The sequence below is a fragment of the Streptomyces sp. NPDC038280 genome (assembly GCF_055600045.1).
Window position 1 is genome coordinate 359,194 of record NZ_JBVJYZ010000002.1, and the last position, 24,748, is coordinate 383,941.

Annotated in this window: 22 protein-coding genes; 16 read left to right on the forward strand and 6 right to left on the reverse strand. The window is 72.2% G+C overall.

The genetic code is table 11. The annotated features are described in order from the left end of the window. The first annotated feature begins 82 nt into the window (after window positions 1-82). The 5 genes from fasR (at window position 83) to fabF (ending at window position 4,977) form a co-directional block, all read left to right on the forward strand. Window positions 83-1,264 carry a fatty acid biosynthesis transcriptional regulator FasR gene (fasR, locus tag ACZ7J0_RS06745; protein ID WP_469118378.1) on the forward strand — a complete coding sequence of 394 codons (1,182 nt, stop codon included), beginning with the start codon at window positions 83-85 and terminating at the stop codon, window positions 1,262-1,264. 89 nt (window positions 1,265-1,353) lie between these two features. Continuing rightward, complete coding sequence (locus ACZ7J0_RS06750; RefSeq protein WP_470884670.1) at window positions 1,354-2,316, forward strand: ACP S-malonyltransferase; 963 nt, start codon at window positions 1,354-1,356, stop codon at window positions 2,314-2,316. 16 nt (window positions 2,317-2,332) lie between these two features. Continuing rightward, window positions 2,333-3,334, forward strand: coding sequence for a beta-ketoacyl-ACP synthase 3 (locus ACZ7J0_RS06755; protein WP_470884672.1), 1,002 nt, complete (start codon window positions 2,333-2,335; stop codon window positions 3,332-3,334). 68 nt (window positions 3,335-3,402) lie between these two features. Beyond that, complete coding sequence (locus ACZ7J0_RS06760; protein ID WP_468705563.1) at window positions 3,403-3,651, forward strand: acyl carrier protein; 249 nt, start codon at window positions 3,403-3,405, stop codon at window positions 3,649-3,651. Between the two features lie 63 nt (window positions 3,652-3,714). Further along, window positions 3,715-4,977, forward strand: coding sequence for a beta-ketoacyl-ACP synthase II (gene fabF / locus ACZ7J0_RS06765; RefSeq protein WP_470884673.1), 1,263 nt, complete (start codon window positions 3,715-3,717; stop codon window positions 4,975-4,977). A 204-nt stretch (window positions 4,978-5,181) separates the two neighbouring features. Here fabF and ACZ7J0_RS06770 read toward each other — a convergent pair whose 3' ends face one another. Continuing rightward, window positions 5,182-5,676, reverse strand: a complete 495-nt coding sequence (locus tag ACZ7J0_RS06770; RefSeq protein ID WP_468705566.1) for a DUF3145 domain-containing protein — start codon at window positions 5,674-5,676, stop codon at window positions 5,182-5,184. A gap of 260 nt (window positions 5,677-5,936) precedes the next feature. Here ACZ7J0_RS06770 and ACZ7J0_RS06775 point away from each other — a divergent pair, with 260 nt between their 5' ends. Together ACZ7J0_RS06775 and ACZ7J0_RS06780 are read left to right on the forward strand one after the other, a co-directional pair. Next, the gene (locus ACZ7J0_RS06775; protein WP_470884675.1) at window positions 5,937-6,848 is read left to right on the forward strand and encodes an SGNH/GDSL hydrolase family protein; all 912 of its coding nucleotides are present in this window, start codon (window positions 5,937-5,939) and stop codon (window positions 6,846-6,848) included. Window positions 6,849-6,856: 8 nt separating this feature from the next. Continuing rightward, window positions 6,857-7,786: an aldose epimerase family protein gene (locus ACZ7J0_RS06780; protein WP_470885163.1), complete on the forward strand. Its 930-nt coding sequence runs from the start codon at window positions 6,857-6,859 to the stop codon at window positions 7,784-7,786. 47 nt (window positions 7,787-7,833) lie between these two features. Here the strand turns inward: ACZ7J0_RS06780 and ACZ7J0_RS06785 are convergent, their stop codons facing one another. Next, on the reverse strand, window positions 7,834-10,332 hold the full coding sequence (locus tag ACZ7J0_RS06785; protein ID WP_470884677.1) for a glycoside hydrolase family 3 protein: 2,499 nt from the start codon (window positions 10,330-10,332) through the stop codon (window positions 7,834-7,836). Between the two features lie 103 nt (window positions 10,333-10,435). Between ACZ7J0_RS06785 and ACZ7J0_RS06790 the strand changes: the two genes are divergently transcribed. The 3 genes from ACZ7J0_RS06790 (at window position 10,436) to ACZ7J0_RS06800 (ending at window position 13,227) form a co-directional block, all read left to right on the forward strand. Then, the gene (locus ACZ7J0_RS06790) at window positions 10,436-11,023 is read left to right on the forward strand and encodes a TetR/AcrR family transcriptional regulator (RefSeq protein ID WP_470884679.1); all 588 of its coding nucleotides are present in this window, start codon (window positions 10,436-10,438) and stop codon (window positions 11,021-11,023) included. A gap of 75 nt (window positions 11,024-11,098) precedes the next feature. After that, a complete protein-coding gene (locus ACZ7J0_RS06795; RefSeq protein ID WP_470884681.1) occupies window positions 11,099-12,340 on the forward strand; it encodes a pyroglutamyl-peptidase I in 1,242 nt (413 codons plus the stop codon). Window positions 12,341-12,510: 170 nt separating this feature from the next. After that, on the forward strand, window positions 12,511-13,227 hold the full coding sequence (locus tag ACZ7J0_RS06800) for a carbon-nitrogen hydrolase family protein (protein WP_470884683.1): 717 nt from the start codon (window positions 12,511-12,513) through the stop codon (window positions 13,225-13,227). A 172-nt stretch (window positions 13,228-13,399) separates the two neighbouring features. On the opposite strand, the gene ACZ7J0_RS06805 is transcribed toward ACZ7J0_RS06800, so the two are convergent. Then, window positions 13,400-14,197 carry an EI24 domain-containing protein gene (locus tag ACZ7J0_RS06805; RefSeq protein ID WP_470884685.1) on the reverse strand — a complete coding sequence of 266 codons (798 nt, stop codon included), beginning with the start codon at window positions 14,195-14,197 and terminating at the stop codon, window positions 13,400-13,402. Window positions 14,198-14,286: 89 nt separating this feature from the next. On the opposite strand from ACZ7J0_RS06805, the gene ACZ7J0_RS06810 reads away from it, so the two are divergent. After that, on the forward strand, window positions 14,287-16,824 hold the full coding sequence (locus tag ACZ7J0_RS06810; RefSeq protein WP_470884686.1) for a M14 family zinc carboxypeptidase: 2,538 nt from the start codon (window positions 14,287-14,289) through the stop codon (window positions 16,822-16,824). Window positions 16,825-17,001: 177 nt separating this feature from the next. Here the strand turns inward: ACZ7J0_RS06810 and ACZ7J0_RS06815 are convergent, their stop codons facing one another. Continuing rightward, complete coding sequence (locus tag ACZ7J0_RS06815) at window positions 17,002-17,424, reverse strand: organic hydroperoxide resistance protein (protein WP_468705584.1); 423 nt, start codon at window positions 17,422-17,424, stop codon at window positions 17,002-17,004. Between the two features lie 63 nt (window positions 17,425-17,487). Beyond that, window positions 17,488-18,507 carry an NADP-dependent oxidoreductase gene (locus ACZ7J0_RS06820; protein WP_470884688.1) on the reverse strand — a complete coding sequence of 340 codons (1,020 nt, stop codon included), beginning with the start codon at window positions 18,505-18,507 and terminating at the stop codon, window positions 17,488-17,490. Between the two features lie 89 nt (window positions 18,508-18,596). On the opposite strand from ACZ7J0_RS06820, the gene ACZ7J0_RS06825 reads away from it, so the two are divergent. Then, the gene (locus tag ACZ7J0_RS06825; RefSeq protein WP_470884690.1) at window positions 18,597-19,025 is read left to right on the forward strand and encodes a MarR family winged helix-turn-helix transcriptional regulator; all 429 of its coding nucleotides are present in this window, start codon (window positions 18,597-18,599) and stop codon (window positions 19,023-19,025) included. Window positions 19,026-19,129: 104 nt separating this feature from the next. Here ACZ7J0_RS06825 and ACZ7J0_RS06830 read toward each other — a convergent pair whose 3' ends face one another. Beyond that, window positions 19,130-19,942, reverse strand: coding sequence for an SCO2400 family protein (locus tag ACZ7J0_RS06830; RefSeq protein ID WP_470884692.1), 813 nt, complete (start codon window positions 19,940-19,942; stop codon window positions 19,130-19,132). 122 nt (window positions 19,943-20,064) lie between these two features. Here ACZ7J0_RS06830 and ACZ7J0_RS06835 point away from each other — a divergent pair, with 122 nt between their 5' ends. The 4 genes from ACZ7J0_RS06835 (at window position 20,065) to ACZ7J0_RS06850 (ending at window position 24,739) form a co-directional block, all read left to right on the forward strand. Further along, window positions 20,065-20,634 (forward strand): hypothetical protein, encoded by a 570-nt coding sequence (locus ACZ7J0_RS06835; RefSeq protein ID WP_470884694.1) that lies wholly within the window; start codon window positions 20,065-20,067, stop codon window positions 20,632-20,634. A gap of 127 nt (window positions 20,635-20,761) precedes the next feature. After that, the gene (locus ACZ7J0_RS06840; protein ID WP_470884696.1) at window positions 20,762-21,811 is read left to right on the forward strand and encodes a rod shape-determining protein; all 1,050 of its coding nucleotides are present in this window, start codon (window positions 20,762-20,764) and stop codon (window positions 21,809-21,811) included. Window positions 21,812-21,864: 53 nt separating this feature from the next. After that, a complete protein-coding gene (locus tag ACZ7J0_RS06845) occupies window positions 21,865-23,460 on the forward strand; it encodes a GAF domain-containing protein (RefSeq protein WP_470884698.1) in 1,596 nt (531 codons plus the stop codon). Between the two features lie 58 nt (window positions 23,461-23,518). Next, window positions 23,519-24,739, forward strand: coding sequence for an MFS transporter (locus tag ACZ7J0_RS06850; protein WP_470884700.1), 1,221 nt, complete (start codon window positions 23,519-23,521; stop codon window positions 24,737-24,739). Window positions 24,740-24,748: the final 9 nt, after the last annotated feature.

Genomic DNA, 24,748 nt, shown 5'->3' on the forward strand with positions numbered 1-24,748 from the left:
CGGCCCACCGTAGCCCGCCGGGGGCGCGGACAAACCGCCCCGCCCGGACATGGCACCGTCCCGATAAGGCAGTCTTGTCCCCGTGCCAGAACCCGTGAACGCCGCCCATCCGCACGCCGCCACTCTCAAGCGCCTGGAACAGTCCTCCGGGCGGCTCGCCGCGAACGCCATCGCGCGCATGGACGAGACGCTTCCGTGGTACCGGGCGATGCCTCCCGAGAACCGGTCCTGGATCGGCCTGGTCGCCCAGGCCGGTATCGCCGCGTTCACCGAGTGGTTCCGGCACCCGGAGACCCCGCAGGCGATCTCCACCGACGTCTTCGGCACGGCTCCCCGCGAGCTGACCCGGGCGATCACCCTGCGCCAGACCGTCGAGATGGTCCGCACGACCATCGAGGTCATGGAGTCGGCGATCGAGGAGGTCGCCGCTCCGGGTGACGAGTCGGTGCTGCGCGAGGCGCTGCTGGTGTACGCCCGTGAGATCGCGTTCGCGACCGCCCAGGTGTACGCGCAGGCCGCCGAGGCACGCGGTGCCTGGGACGCCCGGCTCGAGTCGCTGGTCGTGAACGCGGTGCTGTCGGGCGAGGCCGACGAGGGCGCCGTCTCGCGCGCGGCGGCCCTCGGCTGGAACTCGCCGGAGCACGTGTGTGTGGTGCTCGGCACCGCCCCCGACGGGGACAGCGAACTGACCGTGGAGGCGATCCGGCGGGCCGCCCGGCACGCCAAGCTGCAGGTGCTGACCGGGGTCCTCGGCGACCGGCTGGTCGTCATCGCGGGCGGCAGCGACAACCCGCTGCACGTGGCGAAGTCGCTGATCGGGCCGTACGCGGCCGGTCCGGTGGTCGCCGGTCCCGTGGTTCCGGACCTGCTGGCCGCGACCCGGTCCGCCCAGGCCGCCGCCGCCGGGCTCAAGGCGTGTTCGGCGTGGCAGGACGCCCCCCGGCCGGTGCTCGCGGACGATCTGCTGCCGGAGCGCGCGATTGCCTCCGACCCCGCGGCGCGCGAGCAGCTGGTGGAGGAGATCTACAGACCACTGGAGGAAGCGGGCTCGGCGCTCCTGGAAACACTGAGCGTCTATTTGGAGCAGGCCAGCAGCCTGGAGGGCGCCGCGCGGATGCTCTTCGTCCACCCCAACACCGTGCGCTACCGGCTCCGACGTGTGACCGACGTCACCGGCTGGTCACCCTCCGATGTGCGCTCCGCCTTCACGCTCCGGATCGCGCTGATCCTGGGGCGCTTGGCCGACGCGGATTCGCAGTCCTAGACTTTTGTTGGACATCGACAATTCCCCTGACGGTTCTTCGTCCCAGTCCCCACGGGCGCCCAGGACCGTCCACAAGAGAGAGTGTGAGGGTGCTCGTACTCGTCGCTCCCGGCCAAGGCGCTCAGACGCCCGGCTTCCTGACTCCCTGGCTCGAACTCCCCGGCGCCGCCGACCGCGTCGCCGCGTGGTCCGAGGCCATCGGACTGGACCTCGCCCACTACGGCACGAAGGCCGACGCGGACGAGATCCGCGACACCGCTGTGGCCCAGCCGCTGCTGGTCGCCGCCGGTCTGCTGTCCGCCGCGGCGCTCGGCACTGTGACCTTTGCCGCTGACGCGGCGGGCACGCCCGGCGCCGTCGCCGGCCACAGCGTCGGCGAGATCACCGCCGCCGCCTTCGCGGGCGTCCTCGACGACGTCGCCGCGCTGCGCTTCGTACGTACCCGTGGCATGGCGATGGCCGAGGCCGCCGCCGTCACCGAGACCGGTATGTCGGCGCTGCTGGGCGGCGACCCCGAGGTGACCGTTCCGCACCTGGAGAAGCTGGGTCTGACCGCCGCCAATGTGAACGGCGCCGGGCAGATCGTGGCCGCCGGCACGATGGAGCAGCTCGCCGCGCTGGAGGCCGACAAGCCCGAGGGCGTCCGCCGGGTCGTGGCGCTGAAGGTGGCCGGCGCGTTCCACACGCACCACATGGCTCCCGCGGTCGCCGCGCTGGAGGAGGCCGCTTCGGGTCTCTCCCTCGCCGACCCCGCCGTGACATATGTCTCCAACAAGGACGGGCGGACCGTCGCCACCGGCGCCGAGGTGCTCTCGCGCCTGGTCGGCCAGGTCGCCAACCCGGTCCGCTGGGACCTGTGCATGGACACGTTCAAGGAACTGGGCGTGACCGCTCTCCTGGAGGTGTGCCCCGGTGGCACCCTGACCGGTATCGCCAAGCGCGCTCTGCCGGGCGTGAAGACGCTCGCGCTGAAGACCCCCGACGACCTCGACGCGGCCCGCACGCTGCTCGCCGAGACCGGTGCACCTGCCGCTGACGCGGCGGGCGCCTGACAAGGAGCCGTAGAGCATGTCGAAGATCAAGCCCAGTCAGGGCGCCCCGTACGCGCGGATCATGGGCGTCGGCGGTTACCGGCCGACCCGGGTCGTGCCGAACGAGGTGATCCTCGAGACGATCGACTCCTCCGACGAGTGGATCCGCTCCCGCTCAGGCATCGCGACCCGCCACTGGGCCTCCGACGAGGAGACCGTGGCCGCGATGTCCGTCGAGGCGGCGGGCAAGGCCATCGCGGACGCCGGCATCACACCGGCCCAGATCGGTGGCGTGATCGTCTCCACCGTCTCGCACTTCAAGCAGACCCCGGCCGTCGCCACCGAGATCGCGGACAAGATCGGCGCGAACAAGCCGGCCGCGTTCGACATCTCGGCGGGCTGCGCGGGCTTCGGCTACGGCCTGACGCTCGCCAAGGGCATGGTGGTGGAAGGTTCCGCCGAGTACGTGCTCGTGATCGGTGTGGAGCGGCTGAGCGACCTGACCGACCTGGAGGACCGTGCCACGGCCTTCCTGTTCGGTGACGGCGCGGGCGCGGTCGTCGTCGGCCCCTCGAAGGAGCCGCGAATCGGCCCGACCGTGTGGGGCTCGGAGGGCGACAAGTCCGAGACGATCAAGCAGACCGTGCCGTGGGACGACTACCGTTCGGGGCGTCCCGAGAAGTTCCCGGCCATCACGCAGGAGGGCCAGGCGGTGTTCCGCTGGGCCGTCTTCGAGATGGCGAAGGTCGCCCAGCAGGCCCTGGACGCCGCCGGGATCTCGGCGGACGACCTCGATGTCTTCATTCCGCACCAGGCCAACATGCGGATCATCGACTCGATGGTGAAGACTCTCAAGCTGCCGGAGCACGTCACGGTCGCCCGTGACGTGGAGACGACGGGCAACACTTCGGCCGCCTCGATTCCGCTCGCCATGGAGCGGCTCCTGGCGACCGGACAGGCGAAGAGCGGCGACACCGCACTCGTCATCGGCTTCGGGGCGGGTCTCGTCTACGCCGCGACGGTCGTTACCCTCCCCTAGGCAGCCGTACGGATCTTCCGGACGGATTTGCCGTTTCACCCTCTGATACACACCGAAGGAGCGCCAACATGGCCGCCACGCAGGAGCAGATCGTCGAAGGTCTCGCCGAGATCGTGAACGAGATCGCCGGTATCCCGACCGAGGACGTCCAGCTGGACAAGTCCTTCACCGACGACCTGGACGTCGACTCGCTGTCCATGGTCGAGGTCGTCGTCGCCGCCGAAGAGCGCTTCGACGTCAAGATCCCGGACGAGGACGTCAAGAACCTCAAGACGGTCGGCGACGCCGCGGACTACATCCTGAAGCACCAGGCCTGATCTCGGTCCGCCACCCAGCGGTGGCGCCGGCATTCGACCATTACACACGTGGAGAAAATTCCTGTGAGCTCGACCAATCGCACCGTGGTCGTCACCGGTATCGGCGCAACCACACCGCTGGGTGGCGACACGGCATCGACCTGGGAAGGTCTGATGGCGGGGCGCTCCGGCGTCCGGCCACTCGAGGGCGAACGCTTCGCCGAACTGCCCGTCCGGATCGCGGCGCTCGCCGCGGTCGACCCCGGTGAGGTGCTGCCCAAGCCCCTCGCGCGCAAGCTGGACCGCTCGGCGCAGTTCGCGCTGATCGCGGCCCGCGAGGCGTGGGCGGACGCGGGTTACGACGCCCCCGCCGGTGAGGACGACAAGATCCTGCCCGAGCGGCTCGGCGCCGTCATCGCCTCCGGCATCGGCGGCGTGACGACCCTGCTCGACCAGTACGACGTGCTGAAGGAGAAGGGCGTACGCCGCGTCTCCCCGCACACCGTGCCCATGCTGATGCCCAATGGCCCCTCCGCCAACGTCGGTCTGGAGGTGAACGCCCGCGCGGGCGTCCACACCCCCGTGTCCGCGTGCGCGTCGGGTGCCGAGGCGATCGGCTACGCCGTCGAGATGATCCGTACCGGCCGTGCCGACGTGGTCATCGCCGGCGGTACCGAGGCGGCCATCCACCCCCTGCCGATCGCGGCCTTCGCCAACATGATGGCGATGTCCAAGAACAACGACGAGCCGGCCAAGGCCTCGCGCCCCTACGACAAGGCCCGTGACGGCTTCGTCCTGGGCGAGGGCGCCGGTGTCGTCGTCCTGGAGTCGGCCGAGCACGCCGCCGCGCGCGGTGCCCGGGTCTACTGCGAGGTGCTGGGCCAGGGCCTGTCGGCCGACAGCCACCACATCGCGCAGCCCGAGCCGACCGGCCGCGGTATCGCCGCAGCCATGCAGAACCTGCTGGACACTACGGACCTCAAGCCGTCGGAGGTCGTCCACCTGAACGCTCACGCCACGTCCACCCCGCAGGGTGACATCGCGGAGCTGAAGGCGCTGCGCAAGGTGCTCGGCGACGACCTCGACCATGTCGCGATCTCCGCGACCAAGTCCATGACCGGTCACCTGCTCGGTGGCGCGGGCGGCATCGAGACCGTCGCGACGGTCCTGGCGCTGCACCACCGGACCGCTCCGCCGACGATCAACCTCGACGACCTCGACGAGACGGTCGACGCGGACATCGTCCGCGACGAGCCTCGCGAGCTGCCGCAGGGGACGATCGCGGCGATCAACAACTCGTTCGGTTTCGGCGGCCACAACGTGGTTCTCGCCTTCCGTACGGTCTGATTCCCGACGCGCCCCGCACCGTCCGGCGCGGACGGCCGCGGGTGAGCGTGATCGAAGGCCCCGTCGGGATCCCGGCGGGGCCTTCGGCGTGTTCGTACGGGGTCGCCCCCCGGGGGGGAGGCGTCCCGCGGAGGCGGCCGAAGCCGACGGCGCGGCCGCGGCCAGGCCGGCGGCGGCGGCGAGCGACGGTGGACAGGGCCGGGGTCACACCACCTGGTGCAGCCAGCGCACGGGCGCGCCCTCGCCCGCGTAGCGGAAGGGCTCCAGCTCGTCGTCCCAGGGCTTGCCGAGGAGTTTGGCGATCTCGGCCTCCAGGTTCGTCTCGCCCTGCGCGGAACGCGCCAGGGCGGCGCGCAGCCGGTCCTCGGGGATCAGGATGTCGCCGTGGATGCCGGTGACCGCGTGAAAGATGCCCAGCTCGGGCGTGGCGCTGTAGCGCTCCCCCTCGGCGGCCGGGCAGGGCTCCGCCGTGACCTCGAAGCGCAGCATCTGCCAGCCGCGCAGGGCGGAGGCGAGCTTGGAGGCGGTCCCCGATTCGGCCTTCCAGGAGAACTCGGCTCTCCAGGTGCCCGGGGCGGCAGGCTGACGGATCCAGTCGAGCTGGACTCTCGCACCGAGGACACCCGCCACTGCCCATTCGACGTGCGGGCACAGCGCGCGCGGTGCGGAGTGTACGTACAGGACTCCACGTGTCGTCACCGGGACCTCCAGTGTGGGACGAGGTTCGCCTTTCCCAGCGGCCTCAGTAAACAGCATCGGGAGCAAAACTCCGCAAAAGGGACAGCATGTGACGTGATGTAATTTACCGGAGCCGGCCGGCAAAGGTGCCTCTGGTTCGACGGGGGAAAAGCTACCGTGCTGCGCCGCCCTTGGGGTGACGTACGACCGCTCCAGGGGCCGGTAGACACCAAGCTTTCACTCGCCAGGACGCCGGAAGAGCCGATGGAGGGGGCCGGGGAATGCGGAAGAGCCGAGGGGAGCGTCGCCGTTCACGGACGGTCACCGCTCTCACCGCGGCGGCGTTGCTGGCGGTGACCGCGCTCTCCGGCTGCACGGCTGCGGGCACCGGGGCCACCGGCGGGTCCGCGTCCGCCTCGCCGTCCCCGAGGCCCACCCCGCTCTGGGACCGCTCCCCCGGCTCGGTCGCCGCCGTCGGCGACTCCATCACCAGGGGTTTCGACGCCTGCACGCTGCTCGCCGACTGCCCGGAGGTCTCCTGGGCGACCGGGACGGACACCGGCGTCAAGAGCCTGGCCCTGCGGCTGCTCGGCACGTCGGGCGCGGCGGAGCGCAGCTGGAACCTGGCGCGGACCGGGGCACGGATGGCGGATCTGCCCGACCAGATGGAGCGGGCGGGCGCCATGCGGCCCGAGCTGGTGGCGGTGATGGTCGGGGCGAACGACGCCTGCAGGGACAGCACCGAACTGATGACACCCGTCGCGGAGTTCACGTCAGCGTTCACCGCGGCGATGAAGCGGCTGCGGGCGTCGGCGCCGAAGGCCCAGGTGTACGTGTCGAGCGTGCCCGACCTGAAGCGCCTGTGGGCGACCGGGCGGGACAACCCGCTGGGCAAGCAGATCTGGAAGCTGGGGATCTGCGCGTCGATGCTGGGGGACGCGGACGACCTGAGCGAAGCGGCCGAGCGCCGGCGGGCGCTGGTGCACGATCGGGTGGTGGCGTACAACAAGGCGCTGAAGGACATCTGCGCGCGGGACACGCGCTGCCGGTACGACGGTGGGGCGGTCTTCGAGTTCCGGTTCGACGGCGAGCAGTTGAGCCAGATCGACTGGTTCCATCCGAGCAGGAACGGCCAGCGCCGGCTGGCCGAGATCGCCTATCGCAACGTGACGGCCGCGCAGCCCCCGGCCTAGGATTATTGATCATGGAATTCTTCGGAGAGCTGGACGACGGCACGGTCGTGCACCGCTGGACGCTGGAACGGGGCGGTACACGGGTGCGCGTGCTGACCTACGGCGGGATCGTGCAGTCCGTCACCACTCCGGACCGCGACGGCACGGTGTCCCATGTGGCGCTCGGCTTCCAGGACCTGACGGGCTATCTGAAGAATCCGGACCCGTACTTCGGTGCGCTGGTGGGGCGTTACGCGAACCGGATAGCGGGCGGCTCCTTCTCCCTCGACGGCCGCCGCCACCGGCTGGAGCGCGGCACCGGGCCGAACACGCTGCACGGCGGCCCGCGTGGCTTCGACAAGCGCGTGTGGGACGCGGAGCCGGTCGAGCACGGCGTGCGGCTGTCCCGGGTCAGCGAGGACGGCGAAGAGGGCTTCCCGGGCCGCTTGGAGGTCTCGGCGACCTACACAGTGGACACGGAGGGCGCGCTGCGGATCGCGTACCGGGCGGTGACGGACGCGCCGACGGTGGTGAACCTGACCAATCATTCGTACTGGGACCTCGGGGGCGGGCACGAGATGCGGGTGGCGGCCGCGCGGTGGACGCCGGTGGACGGGCGGGCGATCCCCACCGGCGAGCTGTCGCCCGTGGACGGAACGCGGCTGGACTTCCGTGAGAGGCGCCCGGTCGGCGTGGGCCTCGACCACAACTTCGTCCTGGACGAGGACCGTGGTGACGGCCCGGCGGCGGAGCTGTACTCCGGTGTGTCGGGGCGGGTGCTGACACTCTCCACGAGTGAGCCGGGGCTCCAGGTGTACGCGGCCGAGGGGCTCCCCGGCATCGCGCTGGAGACGCAGCACTTCCCCGACTCGCCGAACCGTCCGGAGTTCCCGAGCACGGTGCTGCGGCCGGGCGAGGTGTACACGTCGGAGACGACGTACGCCTTCGGCGTGCGGTAGGGCCCCGGGGCGGCTGTCAGGGACCGCCCCGGGGCCGGTTCACCGGGTCAGACGACCGTCAGCGTGACGCTCAGCCGTTCGTCGGCGAGCGAGTGCGCGGCCCTGACCTCGTACGTGCCGGCGACGAAGGCCCAGTCGCCGGCCTCCTCGTCCCAGATCTCGAACGCCCGGCGCGCGAGGGGGATCTCGACCTCCACGCTCTCGCCCGGCCCCGCCTCGACGCTCGCGAAGCCGGCCAGCCAGCGGGCGGGGCGCTCGGCCGTGTCGGAGCGCGGGGCGAGGTAGATCTGCACGACCTCGCGGCCGGTACGGGTGCCGGTGTTGCGGACGGTGACCGTGGCCGCGGCCGGGGTGGCCTCCAGGGACTCGTACGACCAGGTGGTGTAGCCCAGGCCGTGCCCGAAGGCGTACGCGGGGGCCGTGCCCGCTCTGTCCCAGGCCCGGTAGCCGATGAACACGCCCTCGTCGTAGATGAGTTCGCCGTCCGTCGGGGTGACCCCGGCGACCGGGACGTCGGCCAGCGAGACCGGCCAGGTGGTGGGCAGCCGGCCACCGGGCTCCTCGGCGCCGAGGAGGACGTCGGCGAGCGCGGCGCCTCCCTCCTGGCCGGGGAACCAGCTCAGCAGGATGGCGGCGACGTCCTCGCGCCACGGCATTTCCACCGGGGAGCCGGAGTTGACGACGACGACGGTGTTCGGGTTGACGGCGGCCACGGCCCGGACGAGTGCGTCCTGGTGACCGGGGAGGGCGAGGTCCTTGCGGTCGAAGCCCTCGGACTCGACCCGCTCGGTGGTCGCGACCACGACGACGGCCGTGTCGGCGGAGCGGGCGGCCCCGACGGCTTCGGCGATCAGTTCGTCGGGGTCACGGCGCGGACCGAGGTGGACGAGGGAGAACATCACCCCGGGCAGCGGGGCCCTGAACTCCTCGTCCAGCGGGTGGAGCAGGGACACCTCGACCGTCTCGCCCGCGGTGAGGGTGACCCGGGCGCGCTCGACCGGGGCGCCGAAGAACGCCTCGAAGGGGTCGCTCTCCTCCCCCATCTCCTGGACCCCCTCATAGAGGGTCTCGCCGTCGACGGTGAGGGTGAAGGCCCCGAGTCCGCGGGTGCCGAAGGCGTGCTCGCCGGACTCGCGCGGGGTGAAGGCGCCGGTGATCTCGACGGAGTGCAGGGTCTCGTGGGTGACACCGGCGGGCAGGTCGTCGCCGATCCACTGGAGCTGACCGCTGGGCAGGGTGCCCTCGCCGAGGATTCCGCCCTCGGCGTCGCGGCACACGGCGCGCAGGACGAAGCCCTGGCCGGCGGGGGCCAGTTCGTCGCTGGGGTCGGCTCCGGTCGCGTAGGTCAGCGCACCCTCGGGCAGCGCGGCGGTGAGCCCGTCGAGGGGGGAGACGGTGTGGTCGGGGAAGACCTGGGCGGAGCCGCCGCCGAGGACGCGGGCGTCGCGGGCGGCCGCGCCGATGAGGGCGACCGTGCCGCCGGGACGCAGCGGCAGGGTCTCGCCCTCGTTGCGTACGAGGACGAATCCGCGGCGGGCGATCTCGCGGGCGAGGGCCTCTCCGTCGATCGGGGCCGGGGCCTCGGTGACGGCCGGCGGGGCGCCGTCCAGCAGACCGACGCGGGCGGCGAGGCGCAGCACGTTGCGCACGGCGTCGTCGACGACGGACTCCTCCACCTCGCCGTCCCTGACGGCGGCGGCGAGGGCCTCGCCGTAGACGGTGCGCGGTCCGGGCATGGCGACGTCGAGCCCGCCTTCGATGTCACCGATCGTGGAGCGCGCGGCCATCCAGTCGGAGACGTTGTAGCCGTCGAAGCCCCATTCGCCGCGCAGGACCTCGTTGACCAGGTACCGGTGTTCGGTCATGGTCACGCCGTTGACCTGGTTGTAGGCGGTCATGATGCCCCAGGGGTGGGCGTTCTTGACGATCGCCTCGAAGGGGGCGAAATAGAGCTCGCGCAGGGGGCGCGGGGCGATCACGTTGTCGACGGTGAAGCGGTCGGTCTCGGCGTCGTTGGCGACGAAGTGCTTGACGGTGGTGCCGACGCCGCCGTCCTGGACGCCCCGGACGTAGCCGGTGCCGATCTCGCCGGTGAGGTGGGGATCCTCGCTGTACGCCTCGAAGTGGCGGCCGCCGAGCGGAGAGCGGTGCAGGTTCACGGTCGGCGCGAGCAGCACGTGCACCCGCTTGCGGCGGGCCTCCTGGGCGAGGAGACGGCCGGCGCGGCGGGCGAGGGACGTGTCCCACGTGGCGGCCAGGGCGGTCGGGGACGGGAGGGCGATGGAGGGGTCGTCGGCGGTCCAGCGCACGCCCCGGACGCCGATCGGGCCGTCGGACATCACGAGGGATTTCAGGCCGATCTCCGGGAGGGCCGTGAGCGACCACATGTCCTGGCCGCCGAGCAGCCGCGCCTTGGTGTCGAGGTCGAGCTTGCCGAGGGCCGCCTCGACGGCCTGCTCGCGGACGTCTTCCTGGTTCGTGTCTGCCACGGCCGTGCCTCCTCGTGGATATCCCGCTGGGGTGGGCTGTGCTGCGGGTGGGCCCATGGTGGACCCATTTACCTGTAGAGCGGTAGGCGTCGTTACAATGTCGTTATCTTGGCATGGCGTACGGTCCTCGGGCAGGACTCAGGGAAGGGGCACAGGGGTGATGGCGAGGGCCAGGAGCGAGGAGCGGCGGGCGGAGATCCTGCGCGCGGCCCTCGAAGTGATCGCCGAGCGCGGCTACCGCGGCGCCTCGCTGGGCGCGGTCGCCGAGCGGGTCGGCCTCACCCAGCAGGGACTGCTCCACTACTTCCCGACCAAGGAGGCCCTGCTCGTCGCGGTCCTGGAGGAGCGCGACCAGTGGGACACGGGCGGCGGCGGGACCGGCGGCCGGGAGGGTTGGCGGCTCGACCTCCTCGACTCCCTCGTCGAGTACAACGCGATGCGGCCGGGCATCGTGCAGACCTTCTCGGCGCTGCTCGGCGAGAGCGTGACCGACGGCCATCCGGCGCGGGAGTTCTTCACCCGCCGCTACGCCCAGGTCCGCGGGGAGATGGCGAACGTCCTGCGCGCGGAGTACGGCGACCGGTTGCCCGGCGGCCTGACCCCGGAGCGGGCGGCGCCGCTGCTGACGGCGGTGATGGACGGTCTCCAGTACCAGTGGCTGCTCGACCCGGAGTCGGTCGACATGCCGGCGGCGTTCCGGGACTTCCTCGCCCTGCTGCGGGGCGAAGAAGACCGTCCGGGCAAGTGAGGGCGGTGTAGCGGGAGTTGCGGACGGGCGAGGATACTGCCCGGGAACCGCTACGGAAGGACTCCCGTGTCACGGATGCGCACCGCGCTCGGTCTCGCCCTCGCCGCCACCACCCTCGCGATCGGGACACTCCCGGCGTCGGCCGCGGCTCCTGCCTCCGCTCCCGCGCCCGCCACCACGGTCGAGGAGGCACGGCTCGACCGGGCCGCGCCGCGAGAGATCCTGCGGCGGAGCGGATTCGACGCCGACGCGCCCCGGTTCGCGCGGGCGCTGAGGGACGCGGACTCCTACCGGGAGGCCGAGCGGACCGTCGAACGGCAGGGCGCGCGGCTGTGGCGGCGCGCGGTGGACCGGGCGCAGGGCCGCGGACCCGCCGGGGGCGATCTGAGCCGGGACGACGACCGTCCGCTGTACTGGGCGCGGCTCGCCCTGACCCGTGAACTGCGCGCCTGGACAGCCGGGTTCACCCTCACCGACGAGGCGCTGGCCCGGCTCATCGACCGGCTCGAAGTGACCTCGCGCGGCCAGGACACGATGAACTTCCCGGCCGGCAAGGGCCTCAAGCGGATCGTGATGACCGGCTTCGACCCCTTCACGCTCGACCGGGACGTCCGGATCAGCAACCCGTCGGGGGCGACCGCACTGGCCCTGGACGGCACCCTCGTGCGTACCGCCGACGGCGCCCTGGCGCGGATCGAGACGGCGGTCTTCCCGGTCCGCTGGGAGGACTTCGCCGACGGCACGGTCGAGCGGACCCTGCGCCCGCAGCTGCCCCGGGCGGATCTCTTCACCACGGTGAGCCAGGGCCGGGCCGGCCGGTTCGACATCGAGCGGTTCAACGGAGCGTGGCGGGGCGGGTTCCCCGACAACGCCAACCTCAGCCGTACGGAGACGGTCCCGGTCGCCGATCCGGCGTCGCAGCCACAGTGGACGGTGACGACGCTTCCGTACCGCGCGATCGTCGCCGCGGACACCGGCCGTTTCCCGGTGTACGACAACACCGCGGTGACCGAGATCCCGGCGGGTGGCGGCGCGCCGGTGACCCGGCCCGACGGGCCGACGGCGGGTTCGGCGGCGCGGGCCGGCGGCGGCGGGAACTACCTCTCCAACGAGATCGCCTATCGCGCCACCCTGCTGCGCGACCAGCTGGGTCTGACGACCCTGCCCGGCGGTCATGTCCACACGCCCGTGCTCGAGTTCGGCGCGGGGAACACGGACCCGGCGACGGGCGTGGTGACCGACCCGGAGTTCGTCCGCAACCGGCTGGACATCATCGCCCAGGTCCGCGCGGTCATCGGGGTGGCGGCCGCGTCCTAACGGGCGATCACCGGCAGGTCCTTCCCGGGCCGGCGACAGGTCCGCGCGACGGGCCTCTCACCCCCGCCACCACCAGGTGGCGCGGCGGAGGGATGCCCCGGCGCGGACCACGGCGGCCGCGCTGCTCGACGGGCTTTTCTCCCGGCCGGTGAGACGGCGATGATGGGCGCATGAAGGTAGCGGCAGCTCAGTTCACGTCCGTAGCGGGTGACATCGAGGCCAATGTCCGGCAGATGGAGGGCCTGATCCGGGCCGCGGGCGATCGCGGCGCCCGGGTGGTCGTCTTCGCCGAGCTGGCGACGACCGGGTATGAGCCGACGCTGATCGGCAAGGACCCGACGCTGTGGCTGGCGGAGGACGACGCCCGTCTGGAACCGCTGCGCGAGGCGTGCCGGACCGCCTCCGCCGCGGCGGTCGTCAATGGCGCCGTCCGCACCCGCGAGGGGCGCCCCGGCATCACCACTCTCGTCATCGGGCCGGACGGCGGGCTCCTCGCCCGTTACGACAAGGCGCGTTTGCACGGGATCGAGCACGACATCTTCGCGGCCGGCTCCGAGGACGGCCGCTTCGCCCTGGACGGCGTCCGCTTCGCCCTGGCGACCTGCTACGACAACCGTTTCCCGGAGCTCGCCGAACGGGCCGCGGCCGACGGCTGCCGGGTGTATCTGGCGAGTTCGGTGCTGGACACCGAGAACGACTCGTTCGAGAAGGTCTATCCCGTACGCGCCCGGGACAACGGCCTGTATGTCGTGCTCGGCAATGCCGTCGGGCGCAGCGAGGAGGGCGAATGCCGCGGCGGCAGCGCCGTCTGGGGCCCGGACGGCACGGTGCTCGCCGACGCGGGCGCGGAGACGCCGGGCCTCGTGATCGTGGAGCTGCCCCTCTAGGGAGTGTCCGGAAAGTATGGCCGTCCGCCCGAAGGGCGGGGCGCGCGGCGTCCGGTGCGTGCGATCGCAAGGCGCCGGGATGCCCTCGTAGCGGAGCTACTCGGGCATGTCGGCAACGCGGCGAGCGTGCGTGCAGGGCGTCGCACGCCAGGCAAGACTTTCCGGACACGACCTAGGCCCGGTCCGGCTCGTGCTTGTCGAGGGTGTACGGAGCCTGCGGCGGCGCCGGCTCCGGCGGCGCCACCAGGTCCCTGGCCAGGAGCGTCGCGCCCGCCACGGCACCCGGCATCAGGAAGACCGCGACGAACGGCACCAGGAAGGCGAGGGCCAGCGGGACCCCGAAGCCGAGGGTGAGCGTCCGGCGCCCGCGCAACAGTCCGAGGCGTTCCTTCAGTTCGATGCCGCGCCGCTGGAGCGCCACCGCCGTCAGCTCCTCGGCGAGGAAGAACCCGGAGACGCAGAAACCGAGCGCCGGGACGACGGTCTGGCCGAGGACCGGGATGAAGCCGAGGCCGAAGAGCACGATCCCGTAGAGGGCGACTATCAGGACCACCCGCAGGCTGTCCCGCGCGGAGATCCAGAGTTCCCGCCAGAGCGGCAGCCCCGACTCGGGGACCTCGCCGCCCTCGCTGCGGTCGACCGCCTCGGAGAGCGACTCGTAGAAGGGCTGCCCGACCAGCAGGGTCACCGCGGTGAAGGTGATGACCGCGAGGAAGAGGCCGAAGACGAAGACCAGCCCGGTGAGAAACCCCCGGAAGAACCCCTGCCAGGGCGAGGACCAGTCGTCGGCGAACGGCGTCGCCCAGGCCGTCAGGTCGTCGGCGCCGTAGCCGAGGCCGATCAGCGCGCCCGCGTACAGCACCAGGGTGATCAGGCCGGGCAGCAGCCCGAAGCCGAACCACCGACCGTGCCCGGCGACCCACCGCTGGCCCTTCATCAGATAGCCGAAGCCCACCCCAAGATCACGCATGCGACTCATCCTATGGCCCTCTTGTTGTTCCGGAGTCGACACGGTAGACCCCTCCGTACTGATCACTTACATGCGGAGGTTGTGCACACATGGCGTTACAGAGACCAGTTCTGATCACCACAGCCTGTACCGCTGTCGTGGGCGCGCTGCTGCTCGCCCCGCTGCCCGCGACGGCGGCACCGGGCCGCGACACCCCGCACCCCGTACGCGAAGGAGGCGGCCGCGACACCGCCGCCGCGCCGGTGACGCCGTCCGCCTCCGCGCTCAGGGCGGCCGAACGTCCCGAGCCCACCCTGCGCAAGGACACCGGCTATCCGCGCAGGACGGTTCTCACCGCCCCGCCCGTGAACCCCGCCGACAAGTCCATCAAGCTGGGCCTCGCGCCGTACCACTCGCTCGCCCCACGGCTGAACGCCCTGCAGCGGCTGGGCAACCGGGTCAGCGTCGAGGTCGCCGGGCACTCGGCCGCCGGGCACGAGCTGTATCTGGTCACGGTCACCGCGCCGGAGAGCGCCGCCGCCGCGCGTGAGCAGGAGCGGATGCGGGAGCTCATCGAGAACGCGCCCGCGGCCGCTGCCAAGGACCGGCGCGTGAAGGCCGCGTACAAGACACCCGTGTTCTTCAACAACAACATCCACGGCAATGAGTGGGAGGGCACCGACGCCGCCCTCAAGCTCATCGAGCGGCTGGCGAAGGCGAAGGACCGCAGGACGGCCGACCTGCTGGGCCGCACCCGGATCCATCTCAATGTGACGGCCAACCCGGACGGCCGCATCGCCGGCACCCGCGCCAACGGCAACGGCTTCGACCTCAACCGGGACTTCATCACCGGCTCCCAGCCCGAGGCGCGCGCGATCCGGCGGATCGCCATCGACAAGCAGCCCGCCGTGATGCTGGATCTGCACGGGTACGTCAACGGCACCCTGATCGAGCCGACGACCCCGCCGCACGGCGAGAACTACGAGTACGACCTCTTCCTGAAGAACTCCTACGCGAACGCGCTGGGCATGGAGAAGGCCGTCAACGGCCTCGGCTACACGCCCGCGAAGGACGGCGTCGAACCGGCGATCATCCCGTTCCGCGACCAGAAGGAGGGCTGGGACGACTGGCCGCCGATCTTCACGCCCCAGTACATGCCGTTCCAGGGCGCGGTGGCCGCGCACACCGTCGAGTTCCCGATGACGGTGAACAACGAGGAGTACGACACCCTGCCCGTCGCCGAGCTGCGCCGCAGGGCCGTCATCAACACGGCCATCGCGGGCGCGGCGATGACGGCCGCCCTCGACTACACGTACGCGCACCGCGCCTCGGTGGTCGCCGACCAGATCGAGACGTTCCGGCGGGCCGCGGCGGGCGAGGCCCAGCGGCCGGTGTCCGAGAAGACCGTTCCGGGCGTGCCCGGGATCGGTCCGGAGGATGTGTACACGACCTCGTTCCCGCGCGCGTACGTGATTCCGGCCGGGCGCGCGCAGCGTTCGGCGACGGCGGCGGCCCGGCTCGTGGACCATCTGGTCACCAACGACGTGCGGGTGGTCCGGGCGGCCAGGGGCTTCACGCTGGGCGGGCGTTCCTACTCCGCCGGGTCGTACGTCGTCGACATGCGCCAGCCGAAGCGCGGTCTGGCCAATGTGATCCTGGCCGAGGGCCGGGACATCAGCGCGGACGTCTCCACGATGTACGACATCTCCGGGTGGTCCCTCGGGCTGCTGTGGGGCGCGAGCGTCGAGAAGGTGGCGCGCGGTGAGCTGAAGGTGACGGGCCCGCGGGTACGGGCGGCCGCGCCGACCGGGTACGTGGCGCCGCGTGGCGATCTGCGGCTGCGGCTCGACGACCCGAAGGAACTGGCAGCCGTCAACTCCCTGCTCGCACAGGGTGTGTTGGTGCGCGCCACGGCGGACGGGGCGGCGATCGTGCCGGCGTCGGCGCGCGGCGCGGCGCGGGTTCTGGCCGACCGGCTCGGAGTGGCCTTCACGGCCACGAAGGAGCGCGGCGTGACACCGCTGAGGCGGACCAGGGTCGCGGCGGCGGTGACGGCCGGTGAGCTGTTCGCGCTGCGGGAGATGGGGTTCGAGGTCGTACCGGTGTCGACGGAGATCCTCAACGCGGGCTTCGACTGGTCGCGGGCCGATGTGCTGTACGTGTCGCAGGGCCTGGACCACGCGGAGTTGACGCCCGCCGCGCGGCAGGCGTTCGGGGCGAGCGGGGTCGGTGTCGTGGGGCTCGGCGCGGCCGGCGCCGCGTTCAACGAGGCCGCCGGGCTGCTGAAGGCGACGGCGGTCGCGGGCAACGGCGACGCGAACGGTGTCGTACGGGTCCGGAACGCGGGCGGCCTCGTCACGGGTGGCGCTCCGGCGCACACGTTCGTCTACTCGCCGCTCTGGTTCACGGGTCTGGGTGCCGGTGTGCGCGCCGACCAGTCGTACGGCTCGGGCAGCCCGCTCGTCTCGGGGCACTGGCGGGCGGACGCCGAGGGGAAGGGCGGTCCCCGTGACGCGGCCGGCAAGGCGTCCGTGATCAGCGGCCGGGCGAAGGGCGTCCCGGTGGTGCTCTTCGGTACGGAGCCGCTGTTCCGGGACCACCCGAAGGGCGTGTTCGCCCAGGTGGGCCGGGCGCTGCTGGCCCGCTAGGAGTGTCCGGAAGGTATGGCCGTCCGCCCGAAGGCGGGGCGCACGGCGTCCGGTGCGTGCAGGGCGTCGCACGCCAGGCAAGACTTTCCGGACACGACCGCTAGACGGTGGGAACGCCGAAGGGCCGCACCCCGGTCGGTCGGGGTGCGGCCCTTCGGCGCTTTTCGGCGGACCGGCTCAGACGGCCAGTTCGACGGTGATGTTGCCGCGGGTCGCCTTGGAGTACGGGCAGACCTGGTGGGCCTTCTCGAGGAGGCTCTTGGCGGTCTCCACGTCCACGTTCGGGATGGTCGCGGAGATCTTGACGATGAGGCCGAAGCCGTCGTCGTTCTTGCCGATGCCGACCTCGGCGGTGACCGTCGAGCCGGAGATGTCGGCCTTCTCGTTGCGGGCGACCACACCGAGCGCGCCCTGGAAGCAGGCGCTGTAGCCGGCGGCGAACAGCTGCTCCGGGTTGGTGCCCGCGCCCGAGCCACCCATGGCCTTCGGCGGGTTCACGACGACGTCGAGCTGGCCGTCGTCCGTGGCGACCCGGCCGTCACGGCCGTTCTCCGCGGTGGCGACAGCGGTGTACAGGACGTCGGTGTGCTGGATGGACATCTGGGATTTCCTCCTGTGGTTCGCCGCGACTCGCGCCCACGATCGCGACGGCTGGGAACGAGACTAGCTGGTCGCCGAAACGATCATCTTCCCGGTGTTGTCGCCACGGAGGAGTCCGAGGAAGGCCTCGGCGCCGTTCTCGATGCCCTCGACGAAGGTCTCGCGGTACTTCAGCTCGCCCGAGCGCAGCCAGCCGCCGACCTCCTGGACGAACTGCGACTGGAGGGCGGCGTGGTCGCCGACGAGCACGCCCTGGAGGCGCAGCCGCTTGCCGATGATCATGGCCATGTTGCGCGGGCCCGGGACCGGCTCGGTGTCGTTGTACTGCGCGATCATGCCGCAGATGGTGGCGCGGCCGTGCACGTTGAGCGAGGAGATCGCGGCTTCCAGGTGGTCGCCGCCGACGTTGTCGAAGTAGACGTCGATGCCGTCGGGGGCGGCCTCGCGGAGCTGGTCGCGCACCGGGCCGTTCTTGTAGTTGAAGGCGGCGTCGAAGCCGTACTCCTCGACGAGGAGCTTGACCTTCTCGTCGGAGCCGGCCGAGCCGATCACCCGGGACGCGCCCTTGAGCTTGGCCATCTGGCCGACCTGGCTGCCGACGGCGCCGGCCGCGCCGGAGACGAAGACCGCGTCGCCCTCCTTGAAGGAGGCGACCTCGAAGAGGCCCGCGTAGGCGGTCAGACCGGTCATGCCGAGGACGCCGAGGTAGGCGGAGAGCGGCGCCAGGTCGGGGTCGACCTTGGTGGCGTGCTGCGCCGGGACGTCCGCGTACTCGCGCCAGCCGAGGCCGTGCAGGACGTGGTCGCCGACCGCGAAGCCCTCGGCGTTGGAGGCGACGACCTCGCCGACGGCTCCGCCGTCCATGGGGTGGTCGAGCTTGAAGGGCGGAATGTACGACTTCACGTCGTTCATCCGGCCGCGCATGTACGGATCGACCGAGAAGTGCAGGTTGCGAACAAGGATCCGGCCCTCGGCGGGCGCGGTCACCGGCGCCTCGCGAAGGGCGAAGTCCTCCGGCGTGGGCCAGCCGTGCGGGCGGGCGACGAGGTGCCATTCACGGCTGGACGCGGGAAGTGCGGACATGTGCGGGGCCTCCTAAAAAAGCTTCACTACCTGAAACAACCATGCTCCTGGATATTTCATGTTGTCAAGTATCTGGGTATCCTCTACCCATGGCCAGCACACGTACGGATCCCCTGACCCTCGAGGTCGTCGAGCTCATCGGCGCAGTCGTGGCCCGCTACTACGAGGAGTACGAGCAGGCGGCCGCCCAGCACGCCCTGACCGGCGCGCAGGCGCGGGTCCTCGGGCTTCTGTCCCTGGAGCCGGTCCCCATGCGCAGGATCGCCCAGAAGCTGAAGTGCGAGCCGTCGAACGTGACGGGAATCGTCGACCGCCTGGAGACCCGTGGCCTGGTCGAACGCCGCCCGGACCCCGCCGACCGGCGGGTGAAGCTCGCCGCGGCCACCGACGAGGGCCGCCGGACCGCACGGGAGCTGCGGGAATCACTGGGCTTCGCCCGCGAGCCGCTCGCGCAGCTCTCGGAGGACGAGCGGACGGTCCTGCGGGATCTGCTGAAGCGGATGCTGGGCGAGGGCTAGCCCGGCAAGATCCAAAAGACACGCTCCGGGACCTGTGGCGGGCGGCGCGAAGCGCGGGGAGCCCCTCGGCGCCGGGACGGACCGCGTGCGCCGGCCAGGAAGGCCTAGACGCACCACCAGAGGAACCAGCTGCACGTCTGCGTCGGGCTCGGCTGCGGGTTCGGCGGCGGCGGGTTGCCCGCGGTCTGGCTCGGCGGGGGCTGGTTCGGCGGCGGGTTCCCCGGCGGCGTGGACGAGGGGTTCCCGGCCGGGGGGCGCGAGCTGCTGGGGCCCGGGGCGGGCTCGGAGGCCGCCGGCCCGGAGGCCTCACCGCCGGGGGCGGGCGGGCCGTCCCCGCCGGGTCTGCCGTCTCCGGCGCCGGGGGCAGTGCCCGGGTCGCCCGTACCCTCGGCCGTAGCGCCGGCGCGGGCCGTGCCGGTCGCCGTGGGACGGGCGGCCGACGAGGTCGCCGCGGCGGGTTCGTCCACCGGGCTCGGACCCTCGGGGAGGTCCGTGTCGCCCGACGGCTCCGGCAGGGGCTCCGTCTCGACGACGTCCTCCTGCCGTACGGCGGTCGCGGGACCGCCCTCGCCGGGATGCTCCAAGGCCAGCTCGGCCAGGCTCAGCGCACCGGCCGCCATCAGCAGCCCGACCGTACCGATGAGTACCTTGCGGCCGCGTCTGCGCCGGGCACGGCGGGCGCGCACCGGGCCGCGGGCGCGGCGCGCGTCGGCGCGCGACACGGGCCGGCGGTGACCGGCGGACGGCCGCTCGACCGGATCCAGCTCGAAGACCTCGGCCGGTGGCGGGCCTGACGGCGCCGCGCCGGCCTCGGGCGCGAGGGGGCTGTGGTACCGGAGCTCCTCTACGGGGGTACCGCACCCGGCACAGGCCAGGGCTCCGTTGAGATGCCGTCGGCACTGGAGGCAGTAATCCATGGCGCCCGCAGGTTATGCGGGCACGGGACAACAGAGATACCCGGGACTGTGTGGATCCTGTGTGGACTCCGTTCCGTCACGGCGCGCCCACTCGATGACAGGGCGCCGGGCAGGATGGCCGTATGAACACAGCCGCGCCGAAACCGGCCCCTTTCGGACCGCTCGACTTCCAACTGGTCCTGTTGCGCCGGATGGCCGACCACCAAGCGGGGCTCGTCGAGGACGCACGGCACGAACTGGGCGTCTCGCTCGCCGACATGCGCGAGGCGAATCGCCGCTGGCAGGCCATGGTGCGTGCGCCGCGCGGCCGAGGGGCGCTCCGCCGGTACCGCTCGGTCCTGGGCGACCCCGAGTCCCGCGCCCACCGCCGGATCGGCGACCTGGAGTGCGACGCGCTCCTGTGGCCCGTACCGCTGTGGCCGGATCTGCGTTTCGAGGTTCTGGTCGCCCCGGGCGGTGCCGTATGGAACGAATGGCTGGTCAGGGCCCCGGGCGTGCCCGGCCCCGAGCTGCGCGGAACGGCGGATCTGCGGCCCTGGTCGTGCACGGTGGACGAGGTGGCGAAGGCCTTCGCGCCGGTCCGGCCGATGGAGGGCAGCGCGCCCACCCGGTGGCGGCTGGCGTTCACCCCGCCGGACGGGCCGTCCTGCGTCGCGGAGTTCACCTGGGGGCTGCTGCAGCGCGTGCTGTGACCCGGGGGACCACAACCCGTCTGGCGCACCGTCAGCTCTCCGCACCCCCGACCGGCGCAGCCCAGCGCGCGCCCGGCGCTCCGCGACCCGACGATGCGAACAACTACCGCCTCTTGGGAGGATCGCCGTGACCGTCAGTCTCGAGCAGTTGCGCCGCTGCCATGTCGCTGTGGACCTGGGAGCCGCCAGGACCCGGGTCTTCGTCAAGGGAGCCGGTCTTGTCGTGGACGAGCCGAGTGTCGCCGCCGTGAACACCCGCACCGGTGCGCTGATCGCCGTCGGCGCGCTGGCGGAGAAGATGACCGGCCGTACGCCGGACTACATCCGGGTCGTGCGCCCCGTCTCCGGCGGCACCGTCGTGGACATCGAGATGGCCCAGCGCATGCTCCGCCACCTTCTCGGCGAGAAGCTCCGCCGTCAGTTGCGCCGCAAGCCCCGGCTGCGCGCCGCCGCCTGCACCCCGCACGACGCCGACCCGCTCGCCCAGCGCGCCACCACCGAGACGCTGGTGGGGCTCGGCGCCCGGCGGGTCGAACTGGTCGACACCCTGATCGCGGCCGCGGTCGGCTGCGGGCTGCCCGTGGAACAGCCCACCGCGACGATGATCATGGTGTGCGGCGCGGCGACCACCCAGGTCGCGGTCCTGTCCCTCGGGGCGATCGTCACCGCCGAGCGGATCCCGGTCGGCGGCAACGCCATCGACCACGCCGTCATCCAGCACCTGCGCCACCAGCACGAGCTGATGCTGCCCAGCCAGTCCGTGCGCCCGCTCCAGCTCGCGCTGCGGGGCAACGGCCTCACCGTCCAGGGCCCCGAGCAGACGGAGATCCACGGACGTGACGTCGCCACCGGCCTCGCCCGCTCGGTCCGGGTCGACACCGCCGCCGTGCGCGACGCCATCCACACCCCGCTGACGGCCGTCCTCGACGGCATCGGCAAGATCCTGCGCGACTGCCCGCCCGACCTCGTGGCCGACCTCGGCGAGCGCGGCATCATGATGGTCGGCGGCAGCGCGCTGCTCCCCGGCCTCGACCAGATGCTGCGCGAGGCGACCGGCATGGAGGTGCACATCGCGGAACGGCCCGACGTCTGCGCCGTCCTGGGGCTCGGCGCGATGCTGGAGGGCCGGATCCAGCCCATGACGCTGGCCCCGCTCAAGTCCGAAACCCCGGAGTGACCCCGCCGGCCCCGCCCCCGACGTACGACGTGTTCGAGAAGGGGGTGAGGGCGATGGAGCCGGCCGGCCCCCCGGACGGACCCGACCTCGCCCCCCGGCTGCCGATGCTGCTGGAGGCGGTCCTCGGTGTCGGCAGCGACCTCGAACTGCGGACCACCCTCCAGCACATCGTCGACACCGCCGCCGAGCTGACCGCGGCGAGGTACGCGGCGCTCGGGGTCCTCGACCCCGAGCGCGGCCTGATCACCGAGCTCTTCACCGCCGGAATGACGGACACCGAGCGGCAGCGGATCGGCCGGCTCCCCGACGGCCGCACCGGCCTCATCGGCGCGCTGATCCAGGACCCCCGGCCGCTGCGGCTCGACGACCTGACCGCGGACCCGCGCTCCTCGGGCGTGCCGAGCGGCCACCCCGCGATGCGGTCCTTCCTGGGCGTCCCGATCCGGGTCCACAGCCAGGTGTTCGGAAATCTGTACCTGACCGACAAGCGCGACGGTGCCTTCACCGAGGAGGACCTGGCCATGGTGCGGGTCCTCGCCTCCCAGGCCGGAATCGCGATCGGCAACGCCCGTCTGTACGAGACCGCCCGGCAGCGCGAGCGCTGGATCGAGGGCGCGGCCGCGGTCACCACGGCGCTGCTCGCCGGTGAGCCGGCCGCCGACGCGCTGATGACCGTCGCCGAGTGGGCCCGGTTGCTGGCCGGCGCCTCGGCCGGTGTCGTCCTCCAGCCGACCGCCGAGGGCGGCATGGAGATCGTCGCCGCCTCGACGAAGGACGATCCTGGGGACCTGGTCGGCACCACGATCGCACCGGGTTCACCCGTACTGGAGCAACTCCTCGGCGGCGAACCGGTGTTCATCGACGACTCGGCGACCGATCCCAGGATGACGACGGCGGTACGGTCCCGGTTCGGGCCCTCCATGATGCTGCCGCTGCAGAGCGGCGGGAAGCTCATCGGCACGCTCGCCCTGCCCCGGCGGCGAGGCGGCGCGCCCTACACGGCCGTGGAACGGCTGTTGGCCTCGCGGTTCGCCTCCCACGCCGCGCTTGCCCTGGTCCTCGCGGACGCCCAGCACGACCGGGAGCAGCTGGCGGTGTACGAGGATCGTGACCGGATCGCCCGCGATCTGCACGATCTCGTCGTCCAGCGGCTGTTCGCCACGGAGATGATGCTGGAGTCCACCCGGCGCCGGGCGGCCGCCCCGTCCGCCGACGACGGTCTGCTGGGCCGGGCGGTGGACGAGCTCGACTCCACCATCCAGGAGGTCCGCACCGCCATCTTCGCGCTCCAGCAGCCGCCGGCCGAGGCGCCGGCCTCCTTCCGGGGCCGGGTCCTGCGGGAGACGGGCGGCGCGGCGGCGCTGCTGGGTTTCCAGCCGTCCGTGCACTTCTCCGGTGCGGTGGACACGCTGATCGGTGAGCCCGTCGCCGGCCGACTGCTGGCCGCCCTGCGCGGCGCGCTGGCGGCGGCGCACCGGCGCCCGGGCGTCTCCCTGATCGACGTCGAGATCACGGCCGCCCCGGGGCGCGCCGACCTGCGCGTGTCGGACGACGGCGAGAAGGACGGCGGGGAGAAGGGAGATGGCGGGGCGAGCGGGGACGCCGGGCGGGAGTCCGCGGGTTCCTGGTCGTGGGAGCTGCCGGGCTGACCGCCCGTACGGCCCAGTCCGGCGCGCTCGGGCGGCGACGGGGTTCTTCACTGGGTCCGTGGACACCGTCGCCGAAACCTCCGCCGCCGACCCCACCGCCGCGAAGCCCTCCGCCACCGCGTACCGCAACCTCGCCGTGGCCACCCTCGGGTTCACGCTCACCTTCTGGGCCTGGGCCCTGATCGCGCCGCTCGGCAGCGACTACAAGGACCGGCTCGGGCTGAGCTCCTTCCAGCAGTCGCTGCTCGTCGCCGTGCCGGTGATCGTCGGGTCGCTGGGCCGGATCCCGGTGGGCGCGCTCACCGACCGGTTCGGAGCGAAGCTGATGTTCCCGCTGGTCTCCGCGCTGACGGTGGTGCCGGTCCTGCTGCTGGTTCCGGCCGGGGAGTCGTACGGTCTGATGCTGGTGGTCGGCTTTCTGCTCGGTCTCGGCGGGACGACCTTCGCCATCGGCATTCCCCTGGTGAACTCGTGGTTCCCGCCCGCCAAACGGGGATTCGCGCTCGGCGTCTTCGGCATGGGCATGGGCGGTGTGGCCCTGTCCGGGTACTTCACGCCTCGCATCGCCAAGCACGGCGCCGACCTCCCCTTCTTCGTGGTGGCTGTGGCGCTCGTCGCGTACGCCGCCCTCGCCGCGCTGCTGATCACGGACCGGCCCGACCGGCCGGTGCCGACCGCCTCGCTGGGAGAGCGCCTCGGGCAGGCCGGGCGGCTGCGGGTCACCTGGGAGCTGTCGGCGCTGTACGCGATCGGCTTCGGCGGCATCGTCGCGTTCGGCGTCTATCTGCCGACGTATCTGAAGACCTGGTACGCGCTCTCGCCGACCGACGCGGGGACCAAGGCCGCCGGGTTCGCGCTGGTGACCGTGGTGTTCCGGCCGCTGGGCGGCTGGCTGTCGGACCGGCTCCATCCCGCGGTCGTCACCGCCGCGGCGCTGGGCTTCGTCGCGCTGTTCGCCATCGTCCAGGCCTTCGACCCGGACCTGGGCCCGGTGGGGACGCTCGCGCTGCTCTGCATGGCGGCGGGTCTGGGCACCGCCAGCGGCAGCGTGTTCGCTCTGGTGTCACAGGTGACCCCAGAGCCCCGCGTGGGCAGTGTGACCGGCATCGTCGGCGCGGTGGGCGGGCTCGGCGGGTTCGTGCCGCCGCTGGTGATGGGGGCGATCTACAGCGCGAAGGACTCGTACTCGATCGGCTTCATGCTGCTGTCGGACCTGGCGCTCGCCGGCTGTGTGTACGCGTACGGCCGGATGCGGAACATCCGGCCGAGCGCGTCCTAGGGAGCCGTG